General features: G+C 39.2%; 25 protein-coding genes. 18 read left to right on the forward strand and 7 right to left on the reverse strand.

Annotated elements, in window-relative coordinates:
* Positions 1-67: 67 nt before the first annotated feature.
* Positions 68-655: a PepSY domain-containing protein gene (locus tag FNLLGLLA_RS01340; protein ID WP_008602968.1), complete on the reverse strand. Its 588-nt coding sequence runs from the start codon at positions 653-655 to the stop codon at positions 68-70.
* 394 nt (positions 656-1,049) lie between these two features.
* On the opposite strand from FNLLGLLA_RS01340, the gene FNLLGLLA_RS01345 reads away from it, so the two are divergent.
* Positions 1,050-1,616, forward strand: a complete 567-nt coding sequence (locus FNLLGLLA_RS01345; protein ID WP_008602966.1) for a biotin transporter BioY — start codon at positions 1,050-1,052, stop codon at positions 1,614-1,616.
* Positions 1,617-1,802: 186 nt separating this feature from the next.
* Here FNLLGLLA_RS01345 and FNLLGLLA_RS01350 read toward each other — a convergent pair whose 3' ends face one another.
* From FNLLGLLA_RS01350 to FNLLGLLA_RS01365, 4 genes are all read right to left on the reverse strand, one after another.
* Positions 1,803-2,567: a TIGR03943 family putative permease subunit gene (locus FNLLGLLA_RS01350; protein ID WP_008715346.1), complete on the reverse strand. Its 765-nt coding sequence runs from the start codon at positions 2,565-2,567 to the stop codon at positions 1,803-1,805.
* Positions 2,568-2,625: 58 nt separating this feature from the next.
* The gene (locus FNLLGLLA_RS01355; protein WP_174892185.1) at positions 2,626-4,161 is read right to left on the reverse strand and encodes a permease; all 1,536 of its coding nucleotides are present in this window, start codon (positions 4,159-4,161) and stop codon (positions 2,626-2,628) included.
* The gene (locus tag FNLLGLLA_RS01360; protein WP_156697124.1) at positions 4,158-5,027 is read right to left on the reverse strand and encodes a CobW family GTP-binding protein; all 870 of its coding nucleotides are present in this window, start codon (positions 5,025-5,027) and stop codon (positions 4,158-4,160) included. The genes FNLLGLLA_RS01355 and FNLLGLLA_RS01360 overlap by 4 nt, the downstream gene beginning before the upstream one ends.
* A gap of 424 nt (positions 5,028-5,451) precedes the next feature.
* Positions 5,452-6,900, reverse strand: a complete 1,449-nt coding sequence (locus tag FNLLGLLA_RS01365; protein WP_156697232.1) for an aminoacyl-histidine dipeptidase — start codon at positions 6,898-6,900, stop codon at positions 5,452-5,454.
* Between the two features lie 300 nt (positions 6,901-7,200).
* On the opposite strand from FNLLGLLA_RS01365, the gene FNLLGLLA_RS01370 reads away from it, so the two are divergent.
* The 3 genes from FNLLGLLA_RS01370 to FNLLGLLA_RS01380 are packed head-to-tail and all read left to right on the forward strand — an operon-like array spanning position 7,201 to position 10,444.
* Positions 7,201-8,652, forward strand: coding sequence for a nicotinate phosphoribosyltransferase (locus FNLLGLLA_RS01370; RefSeq protein WP_156697125.1), 1,452 nt, complete (start codon positions 7,201-7,203; stop codon positions 8,650-8,652).
* An 8-nt stretch (positions 8,653-8,660) separates the two neighbouring features.
* On the forward strand, positions 8,661-9,428 hold the full coding sequence (gene nadE / locus FNLLGLLA_RS01375) for an NAD(+) synthase (protein ID WP_156697126.1): 768 nt from the start codon (positions 8,661-8,663) through the stop codon (positions 9,426-9,428).
* A 38-nt stretch (positions 9,429-9,466) separates the two neighbouring features.
* Positions 9,467-10,444 (forward strand): asparaginase, encoded by a 978-nt coding sequence (locus FNLLGLLA_RS01380; protein WP_156697127.1) that lies wholly within the window; start codon positions 9,467-9,469, stop codon positions 10,442-10,444.
* 275 nt (positions 10,445-10,719) lie between these two features.
* Here the strand turns inward: FNLLGLLA_RS01380 and FNLLGLLA_RS01385 are convergent, their stop codons facing one another.
* Positions 10,720-11,496 carry an adenosylcobinamide amidohydrolase gene (locus FNLLGLLA_RS01385; protein ID WP_156697128.1) on the reverse strand — a complete coding sequence of 259 codons (777 nt, stop codon included), beginning with the start codon at positions 11,494-11,496 and terminating at the stop codon, positions 10,720-10,722.
* A 175-nt stretch (positions 11,497-11,671) separates the two neighbouring features.
* On the opposite strand from FNLLGLLA_RS01385, the gene FNLLGLLA_RS01390 reads away from it, so the two are divergent.
* Genes FNLLGLLA_RS01390 through yfbR form a run of 3 tightly spaced genes read left to right on the forward strand, consistent with a single transcriptional unit; the run spans position 11,672 to position 14,100 of the window.
* Positions 11,672-12,601 carry a mechanosensitive ion channel family protein gene (locus FNLLGLLA_RS01390; protein WP_008602951.1) on the forward strand — a complete coding sequence of 310 codons (930 nt, stop codon included), beginning with the start codon at positions 11,672-11,674 and terminating at the stop codon, positions 12,599-12,601.
* 25 nt (positions 12,602-12,626) lie between these two features.
* Positions 12,627-13,484 carry a D-alanyl-D-alanine carboxypeptidase family protein gene (locus tag FNLLGLLA_RS01395; RefSeq protein WP_156697233.1) on the forward strand — a complete coding sequence of 286 codons (858 nt, stop codon included), beginning with the start codon at positions 12,627-12,629 and terminating at the stop codon, positions 13,482-13,484.
* A 25-nt stretch (positions 13,485-13,509) separates the two neighbouring features.
* A complete protein-coding gene (yfbR, locus tag FNLLGLLA_RS01400; protein ID WP_156697129.1) occupies positions 13,510-14,100 on the forward strand; it encodes a 5'-deoxynucleotidase in 591 nt (196 codons plus the stop codon).
* 147 nt (positions 14,101-14,247) lie between these two features.
* Here the strand turns inward: yfbR and FNLLGLLA_RS01405 are convergent, their stop codons facing one another.
* On the reverse strand, positions 14,248-15,132 hold the full coding sequence (locus FNLLGLLA_RS01405) for an epoxyqueuosine reductase (protein WP_156697130.1): 885 nt from the start codon (positions 15,130-15,132) through the stop codon (positions 14,248-14,250).
* A gap of 154 nt (positions 15,133-15,286) precedes the next feature.
* Between FNLLGLLA_RS01405 and FNLLGLLA_RS01410 the strand changes: the two genes are divergently transcribed.
* The 11 genes from FNLLGLLA_RS01410 to FNLLGLLA_RS01460 all read left to right on the forward strand — a co-directional run bounded on the left by FNLLGLLA_RS01410 (position 15,287) and on the right by FNLLGLLA_RS01460 (position 25,840).
* On the forward strand, positions 15,287-16,069 hold the full coding sequence (locus FNLLGLLA_RS01410) for an FAD binding domain-containing protein (protein ID WP_004697661.1): 783 nt from the start codon (positions 15,287-15,289) through the stop codon (positions 16,067-16,069).
* Positions 16,069-16,521 carry a (2Fe-2S)-binding protein gene (locus FNLLGLLA_RS01415; protein WP_004693892.1) on the forward strand — a complete coding sequence of 151 codons (453 nt, stop codon included), beginning with the start codon at positions 16,069-16,071 and terminating at the stop codon, positions 16,519-16,521. The genes FNLLGLLA_RS01410 and FNLLGLLA_RS01415 overlap by 1 nt, the downstream gene beginning before the upstream one ends.
* A complete protein-coding gene (locus tag FNLLGLLA_RS01420; RefSeq protein WP_156697131.1) occupies positions 16,521-18,818 on the forward strand; it encodes a xanthine dehydrogenase family protein molybdopterin-binding subunit in 2,298 nt (765 codons plus the stop codon). The genes FNLLGLLA_RS01415 and FNLLGLLA_RS01420 overlap by 1 nt, the downstream gene beginning before the upstream one ends.
* A gap of 41 nt (positions 18,819-18,859) precedes the next feature.
* The gene (gene yqeC / locus FNLLGLLA_RS01425; protein WP_156697132.1) at positions 18,860-19,618 is read left to right on the forward strand and encodes a selenium cofactor biosynthesis protein YqeC; all 759 of its coding nucleotides are present in this window, start codon (positions 18,860-18,862) and stop codon (positions 19,616-19,618) included.
* Between the two features lie 6 nt (positions 19,619-19,624).
* Positions 19,625-20,347, forward strand: a complete 723-nt coding sequence (locus FNLLGLLA_RS01430) for a nucleotidyltransferase family protein (protein WP_155086353.1) — start codon at positions 19,625-19,627, stop codon at positions 20,345-20,347.
* Complete coding sequence (gene yqeB, locus FNLLGLLA_RS01435; protein ID WP_155086354.1) at positions 20,344-21,156, forward strand: selenium-dependent molybdenum cofactor biosynthesis protein YqeB; 813 nt, start codon at positions 20,344-20,346, stop codon at positions 21,154-21,156. The genes FNLLGLLA_RS01430 and yqeB overlap by 4 nt, the downstream gene beginning before the upstream one ends.
* A complete protein-coding gene (locus FNLLGLLA_RS01440) occupies positions 21,140-21,868 on the forward strand; it encodes an XdhC family protein (protein ID WP_008602931.1) in 729 nt (242 codons plus the stop codon). The genes yqeB and FNLLGLLA_RS01440 overlap by 17 nt, the downstream gene beginning before the upstream one ends.
* On the forward strand, positions 21,858-22,172 hold the full coding sequence (locus FNLLGLLA_RS01445) for an XdhC family protein (RefSeq protein ID WP_004693881.1): 315 nt from the start codon (positions 21,858-21,860) through the stop codon (positions 22,170-22,172). The genes FNLLGLLA_RS01440 and FNLLGLLA_RS01445 overlap by 11 nt, the downstream gene beginning before the upstream one ends.
* A gap of 117 nt (positions 22,173-22,289) precedes the next feature.
* Positions 22,290-23,102: a diadenylate cyclase CdaA gene (gene cdaA / locus FNLLGLLA_RS01450; protein WP_008602928.1), complete on the forward strand. Its 813-nt coding sequence runs from the start codon at positions 22,290-22,292 to the stop codon at positions 23,100-23,102.
* Positions 23,099-24,025: a CdaR family protein gene (locus tag FNLLGLLA_RS01455; protein ID WP_004697845.1), complete on the forward strand. Its 927-nt coding sequence runs from the start codon at positions 23,099-23,101 to the stop codon at positions 24,023-24,025. Before cdaA ends, FNLLGLLA_RS01455 begins: the two co-directional genes overlap by 4 nt.
* 216 nt (positions 24,026-24,241) lie before the next feature.
* On the forward strand, positions 24,242-25,840 hold the full coding sequence (locus FNLLGLLA_RS01460) for an NAD(P)/FAD-dependent oxidoreductase (RefSeq protein ID WP_155086356.1): 1,599 nt from the start codon (positions 24,242-24,244) through the stop codon (positions 25,838-25,840).
* Positions 25,841-26,017: the final 177 nt, after the last annotated feature.

Here is a 26,017-nt window from a genome sequence, read left to right on the forward strand (position 1 = left end):
TGTGTTATATGTGTAGTGTGTCATCTAAGTGGGTTAGGATAGGGTTTCACTTGATGAAATGAAAATCTTAGTATTTTGTGTTTTTAACTTTAGCGCTAATAACTTTGCCGGATGTAGCGTCTACTTTAACTTCAGCATTTTTACCGCCGCCAGTTGTCATATCAAATTCATATACAACTCTGCCGTTTTCACGTTCAACAGTCCAATCCATAGTTTGGAAATCAGAACCAACTTTTTCCATAGCTTTTGTTTCAGCTACTTCAGGAATGATGATGTTTTGAACGTTAATTGTTTTAGAAGCTTTGGAGTAACCTTTTACTTCTTTACCAACGATTTGACCAGATGCTTCGTCTACTTTAAGCTCTACTTCACGGTTGCCATAATAACCTTCTACTTCATAGTAAGGATTATGTTTTGCATCATAGGAAATAGATTTTACAGTAGCGCCAGGGAATTGTTGTTGGAATACTGTAACAGCGCCCATATAGTCAACAGAATAGTTAGCTTGTGCGGATGGAGCAACGCTACCAACACCATTCCAGTTGCTATGGTTGTTGTAACCATGGTTGCTAGCTGCACCAACTACACCTGCTAATAATACTGTACTAACGCCAAATGCACATAGTACTTTGGATACTTTCTTAACATTTTTCATAAGCAATGCCTCCTGATACCAAATTATAATTTTCGTTTAGTTACGATTTTGTGAAAGTAGATTTTACTCAATCTACTTATGTATAATTTAATCTTGTTGTATGAAAATAAGGTGAAATTAGATGGTTTTTGTATGAAGATGAGTATATCTTTTAGTTATTATGAACTATTGATAATAACTATTAGCTATAGTCAAAATTAAAAAGTACTAAAAACATAGTATATATAGTATTAGACTATATAGTAAACTAAAAGTCAACCATTATAGTTGACAATTAAAAATACAAGTGCTTTAATTTAGATAGTTAGTAGTTTGTTTCCGTGTTATCTTGGACTTTTATTCTCCATTGATAGCACAAATTCCTGCTTAGGTCTGTTATGAATGGAGGTATACCATGAGCTCTACTGTATCAAAACAAACTCGCATTACCACCCGTCAGTTAACGATGACAGCACTCTTTGTGGCGCTAATCGCGGTTGGTGCTTTCATACGGGTCCCATTACCGAATTGTCCGTTTACATTGCAAATCTTATTTACTACATTAGCGGGCATTGTTTTAGGTAGTCGTTTAGGTGCCGCTAGTGTTGGCATTTATATTGTACTAGGCCTTGTTGGGGTTCCTATTTTTACATCTGGCGGTGGTCCTAGTTATATTTTGCAACCTACCTTTGGTTATTTAATTGGTTTTATGGTTGGTGCGTATGCAGTAGGACGCATTGCAGAGACAATGGATACACTATCGTTTAAACGTTTGCTAGCCGGATCCATATTAAATCTATTTATTGTATATGGTCTTGGCATGGTGTACCTATACTTTATTATGAATCTGTATTTAGGTAAGCCGATTGGTGTGGAAGCTGTCATTATTACTTGCTTCCTAATCCCAGTTGGCCCAGATATTTTCTTGTGCGCTGTAGCAGCATCTCTCGGCAAGAGAATTATTAAAGAATTACAGCACTAATAGGACGTTTTAATAACTATTATAATTAGAATAACTAGAATAACTAGAATAACTATTATAACTATTATAAGGCGTCAATCTGTTGTAGATTCATATAGACATTGAATTATGAAATATACGTTATTTTATTTAACAGAATCATTCCTATTAAAAACGAGGCGTTAAGCCTCGTTTTTTATGTAATTCTTAAGGGTATACATAGCCTAAAATAGGTTCTGCAGATTTGATTTTTGTAATCTCTACATATGGTTGTTTACGACCGTGGAAGTCTCGGGTAGAAACCTTTCCTTCAATCGATACCCATTGTTCATTTTGTAAGCTATCACCATCTGTTTTATAGGCTGTCATGCCAATAGGGGCAACGTCAGCAATACAACAAGCCATAGCCATACGAGAAATAGTAAATTCGTTAGATTTTAATGTATTATCTTCGCGGTTCACATAGCCTGTCATATAAACTGTGTAGTCTTTATATTGATCAGCATTAGATCCAACTTTTACAATGGTTTGATAGAAATTGTCTGAGTTCAAAACGATTTCTTTTTTGTCCTTGGAAATTCCTGGCTCTTTGCTTTCACTGTTAACAGTGACAACCTCTCCAATAGCATCGTTTGTAAAGTCAAAATTGTTAGTATCATCGTTTACACGAGTGGCACCATGAACGCCTGTTGAGGGTACAAGAACGGGAGGAACGATGAGCAACATAATAGGAATAATAATCGGAACGATAGATTTCCAGTTATGCTTGTAGTATTTTGACGGTGCCCAAATAATCGTCGCTAGACCACCTAAAATAAGGGCAACGCCACTAATACCTAGTAAAAGTTCATAACGCGGTGCAATATAGTTCAAATAACGACCTGTCACAATGAGGTAAATACAACAGATACCTAAGATGAGATACAATAGACCTTTCACGATAGAAAAGCGATCTTTCAGTCCTAATGTCATGAAATCATCTCCTTTTAATTAATTAAGAACTGAGATAATGATTATAAAAATTTGTAAATTAGCTAAGAAAGAATTTGAATACTAATGCTGCTATATAGGACATAACGGCAATCGTTATACTTAATCGTATGATAAATGAGGTAGGCATATATTGTTTTAATATATATACGTTTTTGATATCTAACATCGGACCTAAGATGAGAAAGCCCATTACGGAACTAATAGGAAATAAGGTGCTCAAGGATTTACCGATGATGGCATCTGATGTAGAGCAGATTGAAAAGAAGAATGCTAACATCAGCAAAATTGGAATGGCTGTAAATTCTGGCAAGGTTAATCCTGCGTTGAAAAGCCAAGGCTTGCCATACACTTGAACTATAGATAGTACAGTTGCCGCCATGGAAAAATAGAATAAGAGTTGAGAAAACTCTCGTTCCATATGGACTAACAATCTTTTTTTATCGATATGTTTAGTTTTAGTTGTTTCTAAAACGATTTCTTCGTAGCTAAGATTCTGTGGTGTTCTTGCTTTCAAAATAGATGTGGCTGGAGGCCAAAATCGGAACGATAGGGCTACTAACAAGGCAACACCTAGTCCTAAAACGATACGCCATACGGAGAGCATGGGATTGTCAGGAAACGCATACCATGTAGAAAGAATGGTGATAGGGTTGATAATCGGGCTAGCGAGCATAAATAAAAGAGCTACTGATAAAGGGATGCCTCGATCTATTAGCGCCTTGAATAAGGGGATGATGGCACAGTCACAAATTGGCAAGGCAAAGCCACTGACCATAGCAGCCCCATAGCTTTTCAAAGAATGGTCACCTAACAGTTTTAGTAATACTCGTTGTGGTACGAAATAGCGAATAATCGTTGAGCCTACCGTGCCTAATAAAAGGAATGGAATGGCCTCGATGATGAGGCCCGTGATTATGGCGAAGCATTGGTGAATGGAATAGGGGATGTCATGGCGAAAAGCTGTGACCAACAGTATATAGGTTGTAATACCAATAACTAATAGATTAGGAATGAGTCCCCATGTGGAATTCCGGCACAGTTGTTCTACTTTTTCTGGTGTAGGAGCTGTTATAATTTTAGCCTCTCCGTTGTAGGTACGTAGTAAAGCGTGATGTGTATTGGATTCTGTGATAATACAATCTGCACTATACAATTGACTCATTACATCATTACCTAAACCAGGGAGTATGGTTGAGACAAATTGATCGGTACAAATATACAATACCTTTTCTACTTGTAATAGGTGGCTTAATATATCGCTATATAGTAAGGCTTCTAGTTGATGAAAGCTTACCATGCCATTCCACTCAATCCATAGCTCTTTTGGCTGTAGTCGTTTTAAATAATCCCCGATTTTACAGGCTATCAATTCGTAAGACTTGATATCGCTAGGAACAATGGCACTGAGTTCATCCGCATTGAGTTGTAAGGGCTCTTTGATGAGAGGTTCACTGCCTTCTTCGGCGCTGATTATTGCGGTACCGCCTAGCTTTTTACGGTATTGTAATTGTTCGTTTATGAACGTGCTTTTACCGGATCCAATAAACCCTGTAACGATATAAACTGGTATCATGATTGACACACTTCGTTATGTACCATTGGTACATTAAAATCTGTGCCGATAACGACTAAACTATAGTCATTAGTTTCACTAGGTGAAAGCGAACAGTAATGAGTGCCGTATTGGAGTTCGTGAGGACCTTCCGTGGTTGGTACAATCCCTTTGGCACGAAGCACTGTATCAGGCATGCCTTCTAAAATGGTTTTCCACTGTGTGAGACTAAGAGTACGTAAATCCTTAAAGGTATGACTCATAAATAAATGTTCATCGTGCAAACAGTGATCATCATGACAATGATACAGGCGCTTGATATAATCACGTAAACTGATGGTATCCCATGCTTCTTCATGGATTGGTGTATGTGGCGCGAGGTCGCGAATCATACGTTTCGTAATGCTTGTTTGTTGAATATCTTCTGTATGGCTCAAAAAAATCGCATCACTATGAGTGATTTGATCCTTGAAGAAAAGACCAAAATTTTTGATAAACATTGGTGCTTGCATAGCATCGACAGTCGTTATTGATGCGTGAATGTAAGCAGATTTTGCAATGTCCTCGTCGTTACAAGTATGGATGATTTCACTGAGCTTGCTAACACCTGATGGCTCGATGTAGATCATATCGATTTTGTAATTTTGCAGAATATCAAGTAGTGCTTGTTGGAAATTTCCTTGTAAGCTACAGCAAATACAGCCAGATGTTACTTCACGGACTGTGGCCCCTGTTTTTGCAAGATTAGCAGCATCGAGGCTAGTTTCACCAAAATCGTTTTCTATAATAAGAATTTTATCTTTCGATGTATGTTCTTTTAGTATATGTTGTAAGAATGTTGTTTTTCCAGAACCTAGAAATCCGGATATGATAACTATTGGAATCATATATACCTCCTGCATAATGTAAACACAGTATACACCTATAGGATAACACAGAAAATACTCTATGGGGTATATGGAAACTAGCAAGTTTATCAGAGTTTAACAGCCTTCTCTGAAATTTATAGATTATATACTATATATGAGTATACTGGCACATGTAGTTGATATTCATAATTATTTATAAATAAAACGATGCATTCCATGTTGTTCATATATGAAAGAATACTCCTGTATGAATAAATATTTATTTATGTAGTTGAAAAATTTTTATGAAAAAAATCCCTCCTACAAGATAATTCAGTTGGAGAGATGGCTGAATTACTTGTAGGAGGGTTGGAGAGTCACTATTACATGGGTCTCGTAACTTGATGTGTTATTTGCTTATAGTATAACAAATTATACATCAAAAATATAGTAATTATTTATTTTATTGTAATTTTGCTAATAATGCTTTGAGGTACACATATACATTTTCAACAGAAGGTAAATGAACGCGTTCTGATGGTGTATGAGGACTTACGATAGTAGGCCCAAAGCTAATCATTTGTGTATTTGGCAATACGCCTTTTAACAAACCACATTCGAGACCTGCGTGAATAGCATTTACATTAGCTGGTGTATCGAACATTTCGTTATGCAAGGAAATCGCTTGTTCTTCCAATTTTGAGCCTTTGTCGTATTCCCATGCTGGATATCCACCTGTACGCTCTGCAGCTACGCCAAGTGCTTTTGCAAGAAGCATCATTTTTTTCGTTAAGAATTCAAGACTATTGCTATTGGAACTACGAATAGAAATGAGTATTTCAATGGTATGTTGATTTTCACGTACGATAGCAATATTATTAGATGTTTCTACAAGGTTTGGGATAGACTTACTTACAGAATGAACCCCATCTTGTGCAAGATAGATATATGTAATAAGTGCTTCTGTTGTGTCTTCTGCATATACTATTTCAGGAGTAGGAACATCTTCAACTACAAATGTAAGGCCTGGATCCTGTACGCTATATTCGTGTTGGTATTGTTTTTCTTGGTATGCGAGCAATGTTTTAATGGCTGCCACATCTTCAGAGCGTACGGATAGTACAGCTACTGCCTTAGACGGGATTGCATTATGTTTTACGCCACCTTCGAAAGACGCTAAGCTAATAGGATATTGTTGTTGAATATCATAGAGTACACGGGTTAGTACTTGGTTTGCATTAGCTCGTTGCTCGTTGATTTCGATGCCGGAGTGCCCCCCTTTAAGACCGGTTACTGTAATGGATAAGCCCGCATCATAGCCTGGTAAATTGTTTTCGCGTAACAATGGAATTTTTACATGTACGTGGCAACCGCCAGCACAACTAACGGTGAAGTCATGTTCTACCTCTGTATCCAGGTTGAGTAAGTAGTCACCAGTTACTTGACCTTCTTTAATGGCAAAGGCACCATCCATACCAGTTTCCTCGTTGGTAGTGAATAATAATTGCATCGGTCCATGTTGTTGGCTTTCATCTTCAAGGAGAGCAAGCATCATAGCAGCACCCATGCCATTATCGGCACCTAATGTTGTATGGTCTGCGTGCATCCATTCGCCTTCGATGATATTAGCAATTGGATCTTTAGAGAAGTCGTGGTTAGAGTCATGGTCTTTAACACAAACCATATCAATATGGCCTTGTAAAATGATGGATGGACGGTTTTCATAACCTGGAGATGCAGCTTTTTTGATAACTACATTAAAGATTTCATCTTGATGAACTTCAAGCCCTAAATGTTTGGTAAAGTTCACGATGTAATCGCTGATGCCTTTTTCATTGCCGGACTCACGAGGGATTCGGCTCATTTCTTTAAAAATTTCTAATACGCGTTTTGCTTGAACGATTGTTTCCATAATGGTACCTTTCATTCTCATGTAAAATAGAGATGTATGTATTATTGAAAGCTTTTAAAACAATATAAAATAAAATATTGTAGCGTAATGGTCGCTTGTTTTACAGTCTAGACTAGGTCCTTTCATACATACGAACTATATAAATTATTATTGTATATATATAGTTATATCACAATAAAGATTATTAGGATAGCTTATGCTAGGTGCTAGCTATATAGGAATAATATTGTATAATGAGGGTATACGAATAACGAATGACAATTAACTAAATTCTATAGATCTTAGAAGGTTGGTGAACCAATGCAACATGAAAGCCGTAATATTAGCATGCTTATGGATTTTTATGAGATGACTATGGCACATGGCTACTTTACAAAATTAAAAAATGTGGATCGCGTCGCATTTGATGTTTTCTTTAGACGTAATCCAGACAAGGGCGGTTTTGCTATTTTTGGTGGTCTCGAACAAATCGTTGAGTACATTTTAAATCTACACTTTGATGAAAGTGATATCTCTTATTTACGGAGTCAGGGGATTTTTAGTGAAGAATTTTTAGCATATCTAAAAGATTTCTCTTTTACCGGTGATGTATATGCCTTTCCAGAAGGTTCTATCATCTATCCTAATGAACCTGTTATTACAATTGTGGCACCTCTCATAGATGCACAAATCATAGAAACTGCAGTGCTTACTATGATGAATCATCAATCTCTTATTGCCACAAAAGCTAATCGTATTGTTCGCGCTGCGGATGGACGTATTGTGGCTGACTTTGGTGCTCGTCGTGCACATAATGTAGATGCTGCTGTATACGGTGCAAGAGCTGCTTATATTGGTGGTGTTCAGTCCACTGCAACTGTTTTAGCAGGGCAACAATTTGGTATTCCTGTCAGTGGGACCATGGCACATAGCTGGGTTATGTACTATGGCTCTGAATATGATGCTTTCAAAGCCTATGCCGAAGTGTATCCAGATAATCCAGTATTCCTCGTTGATACTTATGATGTGTTAAATTCTGGCGTGCCTAATGCTATTAAGGTAGCAAAGGATGTATTGGAGCCAATGGGGAAACGCTTAAAAGGAATTCGCCTAGATTCTGGTGATCTTGCGTATTTGGCTAAAAAAGCACGGCGCATGCTAGATGATGCAGGTTTAGAGGATTGTAAAATCATGGCATCTAATAGTTTAGATGAGTATACAATCACATCTTTGTTAATACAAGGTGGGCCTATTGATATTTTTGGTGTAGGGGAACGCCTCATTACCTCTAAGAGTGACCCTGTATTTGGTGCGGTATATAAGATTGCTAGCATCGAGAAAGATGGTATGTGGGAACCGCGTATCAAGATTTCTGAAAGTGTTGAAAAAATTACTAATCCAGGTCTTAAAAAGGTATATCGTGTTTATAATGATAAAGGTCGTGCGATTGCAGATCTATTAACATTGTTGCGAGAGGTACCCGATACAGAGGAACCATATCGTTATATCGATCCTGAGCAACCTTGGCGTGAATTATATTTTGAAAACTGTACCTTTAAAGAAATGAAACAACTCGTTATCAAGGATGGTAAACTTGTTGTAAATCTGCCAACCTTAGAGGAAATTCGAGAATATGTACAGAAACAATTATCTAATGAAATTTGGCCCGAAGAACAACGCTTTGAAAATCCACATCGTCACTATCTTGATATGAGCCCTAGCTACTATCAATTGAAGATGGATTTATTGAACCGTATTTATCGAAAAAAATAGGAGGGGCTATGTTAGAAAATCCACAATCTACAAAGAATGCCCTTATTCAATGGATTAGAGATTATTTTAGTCAAAACGGTCCTAACTGTAGTGCTGTAGTCGGTATTTCAGGTGGTAAGGATTCTACTATCGTGGCAGCTCTTTGCAAAGAAGCTCTTGGTGCAAATCGCGTAGTTGGTGTTCTTATGCCAAATGGAGTGCAATCCGATATTGATGATGCTCAGGCAGTGGTGAATCATTTAGGAATTCCTCACATGACAGTTAACATTGGTGCTGCCTATGAGGCGCTAACTCATGCTATCGTTCAGGCTAAGGGGTATGATGTTGTAACGGGGAGAACCGATTTATCTAAAGATGCTACCATTAATACGCCGCCTCGTCTCCGGATGGCAACTCTCTATGCAGTAGGACAAAATTTACCAAATGGTGCTCGTGTAGCAAATACTTGTAATGGATCTGAAGACTACGTAGGATACTCTACAAAATACGGAGATAGTGCAGGTGATTTTAGCCCTCTCGCACAACTCGTAGTAGAAGAAGTTCGTCAAATAGGAAAACTTCTTGATATTCCATTGCACCTAGTTGATAAGGTGCCAAGTGATGGTCTCAGTGGTCAGTCCGATGAGGATAAATTAGGATTTACCTATGCTGTATTGGATCATTATATTAGAACTGGGGAAATTGAAGATCAGATAACAAAAGAGCGAATCGACTATCTGAATCGAATTAATAAACATAAATTAGAGTTGATGCCGTCATTTGACCCAAACCTTTAATTGATAGGGTGAAAATCTTGATTTATAGTGGAGGTAATATGGAGACAAAAATCGCTTTGATTGGTACTGGAGGAACTATTGCAGGAAAAGGTGTTTCAAATACGGATTTAACGGGCTATACGGCAGGGATATTAGGCCTTGACGAAATCTTAGCCTCTGTACCTGGCACAAAACCGTATGGTCCTTATACTTATACTCAGTTTAGTAATATTGAAAGCTCCGATATTACCGTAAATCACTGGTTAGAACTTTCTAAGTTGGTGCAAAAATTGGTTAACCGAGATGATATCGGTGGTGTTGTCATTACTCATGGCACAGATAGCATGGAGGAGACAGCATATTTTCTGAATCTGACAGTTCATACAGACAAGCCAATTGTTATTACTGGATCTATGAGACCTGCAGGTGCTATTAGTGCAGACGGGCCAATTAATTTATTGCAAGCAATCCAAGTAGCGAGGACGCCATCGTCTGTAGGTAAAGGTGTGGTAGTCGTATTAAATGGCTACATTGATGGGGCAAGGGATGTATCTAAATGCAACACTACTAATGTAGCGACTTTTGATAGTCCATTAGTGGGACATCTTGGTATTGTACAAGATGGTATTGCCCACTATTATAAAGCGTCTACTCGACGCCATACGCAAGACTCTGTATTTGATGTGAGTAAATTATCTGAGTTGCCTCGTGTAGTTATAATGACTTGCTACGGTGGTATGGATGATATGGTGCCTATGAGTGTAGTTGCTACAAATCCTGACGGTTTGATCTTAACAGGGCTTGGTCATGGTACAATCCCACAAAATGTACGTCAGATTACACAGAATGCAAAATTTCCAACGGTCCGTGCTTCTCGTACTGGTAGTGGCATGGTATCTGCAGTGCCACAAGATGCACTGGCAAACTATCTCGTATGTGATACTTTAAGTCCACAAAAAGCTCGTATTCTATTGATGCTAGGGCTTACAAAAACTAAAAATCTTAAAAAGTTACAACAATTCTTCCATGAATATTAAAGGCACATAATACTCATGGAACATATGAAACATAATAATTCTTTGAATCTAATAATTAATTTGAAAAATTTGAGAAAATATCTCAAATTTTAATTTGATATTCATTTTCAAAAATTATACTATATGTAACAGTTTTATATGCAATAAACCGCACATTCCGATCGCCTAGGATGTGCGGTTTTTCATTTGTATTATATTTTTCATATATGAGTGGGGTATTGAATGATAATTTTTGGGGTATCATTCTAGATATTTTTGTATATTACAAAATAGGATTATTCAGCGCCGATAGCATTTTCTAGTGCTCTTTGTACGCCTACATAGACGGCCTTGGCTAAGGTGTCTCCAAATAGTGAAAAGGAACCAGCATCTGTTAAGATATCTCCATTTGTATCAATGGTGAGAATGATACCATCTGTAGAGGTACCTGTGGCAGATGTTTTTCGTTCTTTTGTAATTGCATCAGGAATATCTTCATTAATAAACGGATGGAGGCGTACGCTTTCAACATTCCAATCTTGAAGGGCTGCGGTTTTTGCTTCGGTAATTGTCATAACAGCTTTTACCATAGCGCTATCTGTTAAAGCTTTATTTGTAAATACGAGGATATTGATTGTGCCTGGCACTATGAAGTCTCCATCACGCTCTTCGTAACAATAGCCTGTACCTGCGCGATGTGCCGTTTTTTCATAGCCTGCAGTCACGATAGTTTCCACAATAGTATCATGTTCTTCAATTTTGGCATAGGCGTGTAGATGCATTGTGGCAGACGTGAGAAGTGCTGTACTAAAATGAACAGGAGTATCAATATGTTCAAATTCTTGAGCCAAATAATCGGCTACAGAGCCACCGGGTAAATCTTTTTCTGTTTCGATTTGATATGTTAGTTGTTGGTTGCGTACCGCTAGCGTATGGTGATAGCCACCATTTAATTGTCCGCTCGAAAGAGAATAGTGGATATCGTCAAAGTGTACCGTAACGGAGTGTAACTCTCTAGTTACATAGCCTCCAGTAGCGAGCTCTTGGGGTGCTTCGTATAGATTTTTGAACATGTAAGTCTCCCTAGTTTTATGATTGTTATATATGGAATATAAAGATATAATATCTTTATTATCGTATTGCAAATGCATATGTAAAATTATAGCATATATATTTACCGTTATTATATTGCTATTATGTTGTGATAGATATTTGTGATTGTTTAGATTTATATTATGGATGGTTACTATGGCTAATTTCTTAAGTGCTGTTTCTGAATTTCTTTTTAAAGACGCTAATATATTAATTCAAATAAGGGACTGGTTTTTTGCACAAGCTGGAAATATTTTATTAGCACTAATTTTATTTTGGATAGGGCGATATGCTATTAAATGGGTAAAAGCTTTTGCCGTTCGCATTATGACAAAAGCTTCCTATGACTCAGCAGCGATGAGCTTTATCACTCAAATTATTAATTATGCCTTGCTAGTAGGGTTAGTATTGATTTGCTTAAACCAAATCGGTATTCCTACAACATCCTTTATAGCTGCTTTTGGTGCTTTTGGTTTAGGTATTGGTCTCGCCTTACAGAATAACCTTTCTAACTTAGCATCGGGTTTATTGATTCTTATCTTCAAACCTTTTAGAGCGGGTCACGTTATTCAGGTGGGTGATGTAGTCGGCAGTGTTAAATCAATCCAATTTATGTATACAGTTATTACTACAAAAGATCAAAAGAATGTATACATACCTAACTCTCTTCTTACATCACAAGCTGTAACTAACATTGTTTATACTACAGAACGGGTTATCCCATTTACGTTTGACATTGGTTATAATAATGATCATCATGAGGCAATAAAAATTTTAAAAAATATTTTTGCAGCAGATAAACGTGTCCTTAATCCGAAGAATATGGAAATAGGTATTTCTGAATTTGGAGATAATTCTGTACGAATTGCTGCTTATGCTCGTGTTAAGTCGAATGATTTTCTCGATGTTCAATATAGCATTATGTCTGATGTAAAAGATGCCTTTGATAAATATGGTATCGATATTCCATATCCTCAACGTGTAGTATATATTCAAAATGTAGATACATCGACAGGTGAAATTAAAGGGACAAAAAAGAAAGCAACTACTACAAATGTAGCACTAGATGATAGTCTTGAAAGTTAAGATACTGGAAGGTAGAACGAGAGTGATGACACTTTTAACGACGAATATTCATATGTTTTATAAGAAATTGGTATTGGCCATAACTTTTATAGGAAACATATTTATAGGTGCTAGTGTTGCTCAAGCTGCATACATTGCACCTCCTTCTACTGTTGGTGAGGCCGTAGTCCTAATTGATGCAGATACAAAAGAAATTTTATTTGCAAAGAACCCAGATAAGTGGATGCATCCAGCTAGTACTACAAAAATGGTCACCTTGTTAACTGCCTTAGAATTAAAGGGTACACAGCTTGATGAATTAGCTACTATAAGTAGCTATGCAACGAGCATGGAAGAATCAAATCTTGGGGTTCGCATAGGCGATCAGATTACATTGGAAGGTGTTCTTGAAGGTATGATGGTTGCTAGTGGTAATGATGCGGCCGTTGTAGTAGCCGAAAATGTAAGTGGTTCTGTGGATAAATTTGCTAAAGATATGACTCGCATTGCTGCAAAAGCGGGGGCAAAGAATAGTGTGTTCTTGAATCCTCATGGATTAACACAAAAGGGTCACCATTCTACGGCTCGTGATTTAGCGATGATTGCTGCGTACGGTATGAAATACCAAATGTTCCGTGACAAGGTTGCCAATGATTACTACAAGGTGCCGTACCAAAACCGTGCACCAGAAACAATTCGTACTACAAACCACTTCATTCGCAACAAATATCCTGGTGCAAATGGCTTGAAAACAGGTTTTACAAATGCAGCAGGAGAATGTTTGATTGCGTCTGCCACACGTAAGGGCCATACTATGATTGTAGTCATGTTAAACGATGATAACCGTTGGGATGAAGCGGTGCAATTCCTTGATTATGGCTTTAAACTCCGTGGGGTAATTTAAGGACCTATTGTCTAATGGGGGATATATGAGTTCATTTTTTGCATTTTTAAAACGCATGCGCTTTATCAATCGATGGAGCCTCATGCGAAATACGGAAATAGAAAATATTCAAGAACATAGCCTTGAAGTGGCTATGGTAGCCCACAATTTGGGAGCTATAAAAAATGAATACTTCGGTGGAAATATAGATATTAATAAGGTAGCTGTCATAGCCATGTATCATGAGGTGAGTGAAATCTTTACAGGAGATATGCCGACACCAATTAAGTATTTTGATCCAAAGTTGCGTGAACTGTATGGTGAGGTTGAAACTTTGGCGCAAGAAAAAATGCTATCAACCTTGCCAGACCGGTTACAATCTGTTTATAAGCCTATACTTGTTGATGCAGAGACTAGTCCAGAATGGCCTCTCGTTAAGGCTGCCGATACAATTTCCGCCTATATGAAATGCGTCAAAGAGCTCAAGGCAGGAAATGATGAGTTTAAAGAGGCACATGACTCTATCTTAGACAAGTTGAAAACTCTAAATATGCCTGAGGTAGATATGTTTATTGAAATATATATCCCTGCTCTTGGTAAAAGCTTGGATGAGTTGAACTATTACGAAATTAAATAACTACTAAAAGAGACGACCAGAGGTCGTCTTTTTCAGTTTTATGTAATTATAGATTCTTCTACTTATGTGCCTATTAGTAACAGTTTGCTTATGTGAGTATTAATGACAATCTCTTTGTGTGATCATTAGCAGCATATCGTGTAATAATTATAGTTTATTTTTTCTATCTATAATCTCTTGATTTCTCATTAGTATTTTTTTACCTCGCCACGAGAAGGCTCGATGACCGTATTTTGCTTTGAATTCTTTGTTCGTTAGTGTTTCTAGTTCGTCTATATTGATATACGGTTCTATCTGTTGGAATTCTGGGATGGGCGTAGTTGGAATATCTTTGTTGTGAGGACACACCTCTTGGCACACATCACAACCAAATACGAGTGGTGTTTTAGCGAGAATCTGTTCCTCTTCATCGGTAAGTTCTCCTTTTTTCTGAGTTAAGTAGCTTTTACAGGTCGCGAATTTAAATTCGTCATGGCCCAAACATTGGCCTAAGCATGCTGTAATACAACGATTACATCCTATACAGGACTGCTCAAGAGGGGCATTTGGTTTGAGTTCTAGTGTTGTTAAAATCGTACCAATAACGACATAAGAACCCCATTTAGGGCTGATAAAACAGTTGTTCTTTCCGTAAAAGCCGAGACCTGCTAAGTAGGCCATGTACCGATCTGCTAAAGGAGAGGTGTCGCAATGAATGGAGAACTGAGCTGAGTCATCAATTATTTGTAATCTTTCAATAAGACGTTCTAAATATTCATTAATGACCAGGTGATAATCTGTTGACCATGTATAGCGAGATAGATTGGCATGGCCTTTGTGTTGTACATGGTACGGGAATAGACAAACGATGGCACTTTTGGGCATAAACTGAGTCGTTCCTAGTAGTCTTGCTTCCACATTTGCCGTAGTAAAGGGGCATGGGTTGCTTTCAAATAAAATAGTTTTGGCCTGTTCAGGTAGGGGCCATGAGGCAATTCCAAATTCATAAATATGTAATTCTTTGCAAATTTCCTGTAAATTTATATCTTTCATCGTAGATTTAGTGGTAAATAATTGGTAAAATAAAAGTATAAGAAATGCACGAGATTCTATAGTTTTTGTTAAGTTTGTAGTTTGGTGAGAACTGTATTTTTATAGTTAGCACCGTAATTCTGTTAGTATTAGTATACCATTGAGAGGACAGATTATGTTAGCATTTATGAAAGTATTACAACCGAAGACGGTGGAAGAGGCTTATGAATTAGCCACAAAGAACAAAACTGCTCCTATGCTAGCAGGCGGCTGTTGGCTGCGTCTAGGACGACGAACTTGGCCATCAGTGATTGATATGGCGAGTCTTGATTTGCGTTATGTTCGTGAAGAAGATAAGGAGTTTGTAATTGGCGCTATGGCGACACAAGGAGATGTGGAACGCTTTGAGCCTTTACAACAATTCTGCGGCGGTGCCGTAGTTAAAGGCGTTAAGGAGATTCTTGGCGTTCAATTTAGAAATACTGCTACCATGGGCGGTTCTGTAGCAAGTAAGTTTGGCTTCTCTGATATCATCCCTGCGCTATTGGCAGTGCATGCAGACATCGTTACCTTTAAAGGCGGTCGTATGTCCATGCAAGATTATATGACATATAGAGAACGTGATATTCTCGTGGAAATTCGCATCCCTAAAGTAGATGTGCCTGTATCTGTTGAAGCCCTTCGCATCTCTCGTGGTGATTTCCCGTTATTGACAGGTGCTCTTCGCCATGATGAAAAAGGGGTTGAATTGTATATCGGTACAAGACCTGGTGTACCTCAATTAGCTGTTAAAGCAAGTGCTTTGCTTTCAGAAAAAGGATTATCTGCCGCAAAAGAGGCAGGTCAATTGGCATCTGAAGAACTAGTGTATCAATCTAACTCTCATGCGTCCAAAGAATATCGCATGGAAATGGTAAAAGCAATGGTTCAACGCTTAGCTAAGGAGGTGGCACAATAATGGAACTCGTACTTAATATTAATAACAAAAATGTAACTGTTAATGTGCCAACTGATGAGATGTTGCTAGATACATTGCGTAATCTTGGCTATTACAGTGTGCGCTGTGGCTGTGATACTACAAACTGTGGCCTTTGCACTGTATGGGTGGATGACGAAATTATTTTGTCCTGTGCATACCCTACATTTCGTGCGCCAGGTCATAAAATTACTACATTAGAAGGCTTACAAGAGGAAGCTGAATTATTAGCGGCTTGTATCGCAAGTGAAGGCGCAGATCAGTGTGGTTTTTGTACAACTGGCATGATGATGAGTGCTATTAATTTGAAACGCAAAAATCCAAAGGCTAGCGATGATGAGATTCGCGAATACCTCATAGGTAACTTATGTCGCTGTACTGGTTATGAATCACAACTTCGAGGAGTTCGTAAATTCTTAGAAGGAGGCCTATAATGATGAACAAGCATATTGGTAAGTCCTATGACAAAGTTGACTCCAAAGGTATTTTGTCTGGTAAACCGTCTTATACTGGTGATTTTGTTCCCAAAGATGCGCTCGTTATTAAGGCTCTTCGTAGCCCTCATGCTCAGGCGCGCATCAAATCTATTGATACATCTAAAGCCAAATTGATCCCTGGCGTAGAAGCTATTTTTACTTATGAAGATGTGTCTAATACGCGATTCACATTAGCAGGTCAAACATATCCAGAGCCATCCGCTTATGATGCGCTTATTTTGGACCCTGTAGTTCGCTATGTTGGAGACGAAGTAGCTCTCATTGTAGCAAAAGATGAGGCTACAGCGCTCAAAGCAATGCCGCTTATCAAGGTTGAATACGAAGTACAGAAACCTGTACTTGATATGCATACTGCTATCGACCATGAAACTATAGTACATCCTGAAGATGATATTCACAATAATATCCCTGTAGGACAAGATTACAAACGCAATATTTGCGTATCCTATCACAAACGGGTAGGAGATGTGGAAGCAGAACTTGCTAAATGTGATTACGTGGCAGAAGGTACATACTTTGACCAGGCCACACGCCAAACAGCGATGGAACCATTCCAAAGCTTTGGATACATAGATGCGCTAGGTCGTGTAGTTATCGTATCCTCTACGCAAATCGTATTCCATGTACGCCGTCACATCGCTCGTGCACTCGGTATTCCGGCCACAAAAGTCCGTGTTATTAAACCTCGTATCGGCGGCGGTTTCGGCTCTAAACAAACGGCTTGTACAGAAATTATGACGGCCTTTGTAGCGTGGACATTGAAAAAACCTTGTTATCTCTTATACGATCGTACAGAAGCACAAACTTGCTCTACTACACGTCATGCTCGTGAATGGAAAATCCGTGTAGGTGCTACAAAAGATGGCATTATTAAAGTTATTGATATGGACTCCATTACAGCCGCTGGTGCACATGCAACTCATTGCTTCACTACTACAACGGCTGGCGAACATAAATCTGTACCTTTATACAACAAAGCGACTGCTGTTCATTATGGTACAGAAGGTGTGTATACTAATCAAACTCCGGGTGGTGCTTTCCGTGGGTATGGTGCAACAGAAGCATTGTGGCCATTAGAATGTGCAGTAAACCAGCTAGCTGATAAGATGGGGATTGATCCAGCTGAATTACGTCAGAAGAACTTAATAGCGGAAGGTGAACAAAGCTTAGTATATGCTCCAGATGAATATCTTGATTCTGGTCTTTTCCAAGATACCGTAAATCGCGTAAAGGAAATGGCTCGTTGGGATGAACGCCCTCATTCTTGGGATATCGATGAGCGCTATCGCGGTGGACTTGGCATGGCTTTAGCATTACAAGGCTCTGGTGTCGCAAATATCGATGTGGCATCTGTTGAAATTCGCCTTGGTGACGATGGTAATTATACATTGTATACTGGGTCTTCTGATATGGGCATGGGGTCTAATACCGTATTGACTCAAATGGCCTGTGAAGTAATCGGCTGTCCTATGGAATATATGACTGTTATTGAATCAGATACAGATATCGTACCATTCGATCCAGGGTCTTACGCATCTAGTACAACCTATGTAACAGGTACTGCTTCTAAGATGGCAGCAGAAGAATTGCGCACTAAGATTATTGCTAAATTTGCTCAATTCTTTGAAACCGACGTTGAAAACGTTGACTTTGACGGCGTTGTAGCTACCACAAAAGATGGTGCTAAAACAATGGATATTCATCAATTGGCACCAAAATTATTAGTTGGTGTTAATGCGGAGCAATTGTCTGGTTTTGCTACATGGGGTAGTCATACATCCCCACCTCCATTTATGGCATCTATTGCTGAGGTGAAGGTAGATAAACAAACAGGTAAGGTTATTCCTCTTCATTTCTATTCTTGTGTTGATTGCGGTACTGTTATCAACCCTAAATTGGCTCGCGTTCAAGTTGAGGGTGGTGTGGTACAAGCTATCGGCATGGCTTTATATGAAGATGTACGCTATTCTAACAATGGTCGCTTGGAAACAAACAATCTTATGACTTATAAAATCCCAACCCGTCAGGATATTGGTGAATTACATACAGACTTTGTAGAATCTTACGAGCCTACAGGTGGCTTCGGAGCTAAATCTATTGGTGAGGTTGTCATCAATACGGGGTGCCCTGCTATCCAACATGCCATTAAAAATGCAGTTGGCGCGGATATTCGTACATTACCTATGACACCTGAGAAGGTATTTATGGCTATGGACGAGAAATATAAAGTATAGAGATTTCTAGTTCTTTTTACTTTCTAAGGAGGCCTGGTTCTATGACATCACAAACATCCTATTGGAATCGATTGATTCAGCCGGGAATTGTTGCCCTTGTTGGGGCAGGCGGTAAAACGACTGTGCTTTCAAAACTAGTAGAATATGGACGGCTGAAAGGTCAGCCCATCGTAGTTACGACTACGACTCGACTTTATGAGTCTCAGGTGGCTCATTATGAACCGATTTATACTCGTAATATTAATGAAGCTGATGAGTATTGTACTGACCGACTTTTACGTGGCTATTGTGGTGCGTGGTTCGCTGGAATTACAGGAACAAAAGTAGACTCTTTAGATTGTGATCTCATCGATGGTTTATCCAAGTTACATCCCAATTGGCAAATTGTTGTAGAAGCAGATGGGGCGAAGGAAAAATGGCTCAAGGCACCTAAGATGACCGAACCTGTCATTCCATCTCTTACAAAGACTACGATTGGCCTCGTGAATCTACAAATGCTAGGGGCCCCATTAGATGATGAGCACGTACATAATATCGAGCTCGTTCAAGATATCGTAAAGCGCGATATGGGGGCTATTGTAACTCCGCGTATGTTGGCTGATCTTGTTTTGCATAGGCAAGGTCTATTCCAATACAGTAAAGGTAAGAAAATACTATTCTGTACTGGTTATGAAACAGTACAACATCGCATTATCGATGATTTTATTGATCATATTGTTGATAGCGATATTTCGGCTATCATTTTGGCTGATGGATACAAAGCAAGTTGTGAAATCCGTCGCATTATTCAATGTCGGTAGGTACTCATGACTAATGTGAAAGCAAATTGTGATACCGCTTTTAGTCCCATGAGAGACCCCATAGACCGTCGTCCTTTGCATATTGGCATTGTCCTCCTTGTGGGAGGGCAATCCAAGCGTATGGGATGTAATAAGCAGCTCTTACCCTGGCGTGGCAAGACTGTTCTAGATGCGGTCTGTGGGGCTCTTCAAGGTGGATGGGGTGGACAGGTAGCTTCTACTATGTCCTGTAAGCTACCTTTTGTGGCAGTTACTGGTGATGATCATGAGAAACTAGAACCTATTGTCACAAACTATGGTTTTGAAGCCATTCGAAATGACCATCCTGAACTGGGGCAAGGAGTATCCATAGCGATGGGAGTACGTCATTTGATGAATACGTCATCCATACCGCTAGACGGTATTCTCTGTTCAGTAGGAGATCAACCACTTCTGACGAGTGCTGTTGTACACGAGGTCATTCGTGCGTTTAATGAAAACTTTCATCCGAAAGCTATCGTCGTTCCACATTATGGGGCAAATTATCAATCGGGAAATCCCGTTCTCTTTGGTTCTCATTGGTTTGATTATTTACAACAGATTCAAGGGGATCAAGGGGGTAAGACCATTATTCATGGTGATGGTAAAGCCCATGTCGTGAAATTATGGATTAGTGATGATATTGGCGACGATATCGATACACCCGATGATTTTGAGCGTTTGAAACATCGTGAAAGTGAGGCATTATGAAACCATTGGTACTCATGCGTGGAGGCGGAGACATCGCTTCCGGCGCTGTATATAGATTGAGACGGGCGGGCTATCCCGTTGTAATTAGTGAAATAGCGATTCCTACCATGATTCGCCGCGAAGTATGTTACGGTAATGCGGTTCATCGTGGAGAAATGATTTTGGAACGTTTTGTTGCTCGTCATGTGTCTCTTGGTGAAGTGAAGGATACATTGGCACAGGAAATCATCCCCGTTGTCACTAGCTCATATGAGGAATTATTGGACACTTTAAAACCAGAGATTGTAGTCGATGCTATTTTAAGTAAAAAGAATCTTGGTACAAAACGGGATGATGCAGAGCTCGTTATCGGTGTGGGCCCTGGATTTACTGCTGGAGAAGATGTAGATGTGGTCATTGAAACGATGCGTGGTCATTCATTAGGTCGCTGTATCTATGATGGACCAGCTCAACCTAATACAGGTATCCCTGGAAATGTAGGTGGCTACACTCATGAGCGCGTTATTCATTCTCCAAAGGCTGGACTATTTACAGCAAAACGTCATATTGGGGATTCTGTACAAGCTAATGAAGTAATTGGTTATGTTGATGAAGAACCAGTAAGAGCAAAAATTACAGGTATTCTACGAGGCATTTTAAAAAGTGGGCTTATCGTATCAGATCATTTTAAGTTGGCTGATGTGGATGCTCGTTGTGAAGAGTCTCATTGCTATAGTATTTCAGATAAATCCCTTGCTGTCGGTGGAGGTGTATTAGAGGCTGTTACCGCTTGGGATTATGAAAGGAATCTAGATGGAAACAATTTATGATGTGATGAAAGATCGTCTACAGGTTACTGAAACTACTGTGATGGTTACTGTTCTATCCGGTCCTCGTCAAGGGGATAAGACTATTTATGCTGAAGATGGAAGGGTTCTATACGGAACTCCTATTGAAGGATTTACTGTAGATAAAGCAAAACTAAATTCTCTCTGTATGGTAGGCGAAATGGAGTGTTTCGTACAACCTGTAGAAAATGATCCGTCAGTTCTCGTATTAGGTGCAGGTCATGTTAGCCGAGCTATTACTGATTTGCTGTTGTTTATTGGATGTCGTGTTACAGTCGTAGATGACCGTCCAGAATATGTAGTTCCTGAATTCTTTGATGAACGTGTCATACGTAAATGCTTACCTTTAGAAAACTTCAAGAACGATTTACCTCTTGATGAATATACTGGTTTTATCATTGTGACACGTGCTCATGAGTACGATAATATATGCTTAGAACAATTACGAGGGTACTTGCCTACCTATATGGGCGTTATGGGCAGCCAAAAACGGATCCATCACGCTTTTGAAGTGTTGCGTGAGCAGGGATGGACTCAAGATGAGTTAGATATGGTATATGCGCCTATTGGGCTAGATTTAGGAGCTCAAACGCCTGAGGAAATTGCATTATCTATCGTTAGTGAATATTTGGCAGTGGTGCGTGGAAAAAAAGGCGGCTCATTGCGGAAAGGTAGAGTGATCCATGAATCGTGAGTTTATTGAATACCTTAGTGAACGTAAAAACGAAACCTTAGCAGTAGCCACTATTTTATATACCTGTGGATCCACACCTCGTAAAGCTGGTACATCTATGGTTGTATTTCCAGATGGATCTATTTTTGGTACTATCGGCGGCGGACGTGCGGAAAATGAAATCCGCCTAAGTGCAGTGGACTCTTTGAATAAAAAAGAAGCTCACCGTCGTATCGATGTTCATCTCGATGATGACGTAGCTGTTAAAGAAGGCATGGTTTGTGGGGGCCAAATGGATGTTTGGATTGAAACACAAAACATCTAATAAAAATCTCATTCAGCGTTTGTTTATAAATTTACAGTACTCTCAAAATGAGTTAAAATATAAGGTACAGTCAAAGAATTGATTGTACCTTATTATTTTGTATAAGGAGCTATTTTTATGCATATTGACGCACTTATACATACCTTTAGGCTTCTTGATATTGTTGATATCATAATCGTTGCTATTGGTATTTACTATTTATATAAATTGCTTAAAGATACACGGGCCGTTTCTCTTTTAAAAGGTCTCGTTATATTGGCAATTTTTAATTTATTGAGTCATCTGTTAAATCTATACGTTATCAACTGGATTTTGCAACAAAGTATGACCGTTCTTCTCTTTGCGTTACCCGTTGTATTCCAACCTGAATTGCGTCGTGCTCTAGAACAATTGGGGCGTGGCCGAATTTTCAGCAAGGCACAAAATGTAAACGAAGAAGAAATGGATATGGCCATTAATGAAGTGATGGCTGCGGCTCGCGTTATGTCTCGCGAACATACGGGGGCACTTATCGTTTTTGAACGTGAAGTAGGTCTCAATGACTTTGTAGATACTGGTATTCTTATCGATGCTGTATTGAGTCGCGAGTTGATTAAAAATATCTTTGTTCCTAGTACACCGCTTCATGATGGGGCCTTGATTATTCGTGATGGGCGAATCCGTGCAGCGGGCTGCTTGTTGCCGTTGACTGAGGACCGTACATTGAGTACCGAACTAGGTACACGTCACCGTGCAGCTATTGGCTTATCTGAGCAAACAGACGCTGTGGTAGTCGTTGTCAGTGAGGAAACAGGGACCATCTCTTATACATATGGGGGTCATATTTATCGCCATTTACCAGAGGATCAAATTAAAGAGGCATTGCGCACCTTTATGGAACGCCCTCGTCAAACCATTACTAGTATGTGGAAATGGAGGGCAAATAAATGATGATTCATTTGAAACGCAATTGGCCTGCTAAATTATTATCCTTGTTAGCAGCTATCGTTATGTGGTTCTTTATCATGCGCGATCAGAACCCTGTGATGGAAGTAACCTATACAATACCTGTACAGGTTCAAAATCTTAATTCTGGCTATATCATAGAAGATGCACCAGATGTGGTCCGTGTTGTTCTGGCTGGTCCACGTGATACCATTATGTCTATGAAATCAGATAATTTACGGGCTTATATTGATGCATCTGGTGTAAAACCAGGTCAAAATAATGTAACTATTAATTTTACGCCTCCGGCAGGGATGAATCTTGTGGAGGTTAAACCAGATACCATCACTATCAATGTTGATGAATATGCAGAGAAAACGATTCCTGTTGAAATAGTTCCAATCGGCAAGTTCTCTGATGATATTGCTTTGAAATCGGTAACGATTGTGCCGAAAGAGGTAACTGTTTCTGGTCGTAAGCAACAAGTTAATGCAGTGAGCAAGGTTGTGATGAAAGTCAATGTGGCTGGTCAAACGAAGAACTTTAGCGCTGTTAGTACTTTAGAAGCTTGGGATACGGCAGGTAATGTACTAGATGTACATATTAATCCAAACCAAGGTCAAGCACAATATGAACTTAACTTATTACGTAAAGAAAAGGCGGTTCCTATTACTGTTCCGACTGTTGGTACAGTAGCAGAAGGTTATGAAGTTAAATCCACGTCTGCTACACCAACGCAATTAACAGTTACAGGTCGTGAAGAAATGATTAATTCCGTTACAGAAATACAAACGGAACCTATCGATGTATCGGGTGCTACTGAAACTGTACAGGGTAACTATAATTTAGTATTACCGAATGGAGTTAATAGCAATACCACAACGGTACGGGTGAAAGTAGAAATACAAAAGAAAGTACTTAATGGATGATAAGTTTTTTGTGAGGCTTTAAAATCTTGCGACGAAGACCCTAATAGAGTGAATATTTCTCTATTAGGGCCTTTTTATGATTTATATATTAGCTTTTATAGTAGTGTTGTATAATAAAGATGTATGACTATTTTCTTACAGATTAAGTGGTAAAGAATTTTGGTCAAAGATTAAAGAAGTAGGCTCACCTAAAAGGGAGGGTTTAATAGGAAAGATATGATTAGAATAATAAATCTCCGCGTGGCTGTTACGGTTAAGTCGGATATCAAAAGTATTGTAGAAAAGAAATATCCCCCGTTACGTGGTGCTATCGAAACGATTCATGTTGTTCGACGTGCCGTAGATGCCCGTAAGAAGCCAAACATTGTTTTTGTATATACCCTATTCATTGAGGTTCATAATGAAGATCAAGTCATGAAAAAGCTTGGTAAACAAAAGGATGTATCTGTATTTGCTGCAGAAGATCCAGAACCTATCGTTTTGGGGTCTGTACCATTAGCACATCGTCCTGTTGTTATGGGCTTTGGCCCTGCGGGGATGCTGGCAGCCTTTTACTTAGCTCGTGAAGGCTATCGCCCAATCGTGCTTGAACGCGGTCAAGATGTAGATACACGTAGTCATGACGTAGAGGCATTTTGGAAAAAAGGCATATTTAAGCCTGAGTCCAACGTACAATTTGGGGAAGGCGGTGCAGGAACTTTTTCCGATGGTAAGTTGACAACTCGCATTACCCATCCGCGTTTGCATGAGATATCTAAATACTTTGTAGAGTTTGGCGCGCCTGAAGAAATTTTATATAAACATAAACCTCATGTAGGTACTGATAAATTGCGTACCATGGTAAAAGCTATGCGTGAGCGCATCATCGAATGGGGCGGTGAAGTCCGCTTTGGTTCTAAGGTAACGGATTTATTGATTGAAAATGACCGTATCGTAGGCGTTGAAGTTAATGGTAGTGAGCGTATTGATACGACTGTTGTTTTGTCTGGTGTAGGCCATAGTGCACGTGACACGTATGAAATGCTTTATAAACGCAATGTGGAAATGACGGCAAAACCATTTGCTATCGGTGTTCGTATTGAGCATGATCAGGCTGTAATTGATGAGTCCCAATATGGTGTAGAACCATCTAGTTTGGGCCTCGGTGCAGCAGAATATTCTCTCGTATACCACGATAAAGAATCAGGCCGTACTGCATATAGCTTCTGTATGTGCCCAGGAGGTCAAGTAGTAGCATCTGCCTCTGAAAATGGTGGTGTTGTCGTAAACGGTATGAGTTTATACGCTCGGGACAGCGGTGTTGCTAATAGTGCTATCGTAGTCAACGTAGGTCCAGATGACTTTGGTACTCATCCATTAGATGGCGTCGCATTTCAACGAGAATGGGAACGCAAAGCCTATGAGTTGGGCGGTTCTAACTTCTATGCGCCTGCACAAACTGTAGGGCAGTTTTTAGGACTTTCACAAGCTCCTAGCGTACAAAATAGTATATATAGCTACGAGCCAGGTGTCGTAAATTGTGATTTACATGATTGCTTGCCATCATTCGTCACATCCGTATTAGAGCGGGCCTTGCCATACTGGGGCCGTCGCATCCGAGGGTTTGATGATCCTGCGGTGTGTATGACAGGCGTTGAAACGCGTACCTCTGCACCGCTCCGTATGGGACGTAATGAAGAACGCATTTCTCCTACTGTAGGAGGTTTCTATCCTATGGGTGAGGGGGCTGGCTATGCAGGGGGAATTATGAGTGCTGCCCTTGATGGTGCGGAAACGGCCATTTTATGTATGGCAAAATACGCAAAACCTAATTAGTGGGGAATTATACTGATGGATTGAATTACAGTATAGATTCATACTATTTATGTAATATAGATGTGACTTTATAGTAGGTATGCTTTCTATATTATGATATAATACACAACAGTAATTATTGAAAAGATACACACGGTAGATATATAGACTTGTGAAACTTTCACAAATCCTTAGAGG

The sequence above is a fragment of the Veillonella parvula genome, from assembly GCF_902810435.1.
Classification (GTDB): Bacteria; Bacillota; Negativicutes; order Veillonellales; family Veillonellaceae; genus Veillonella.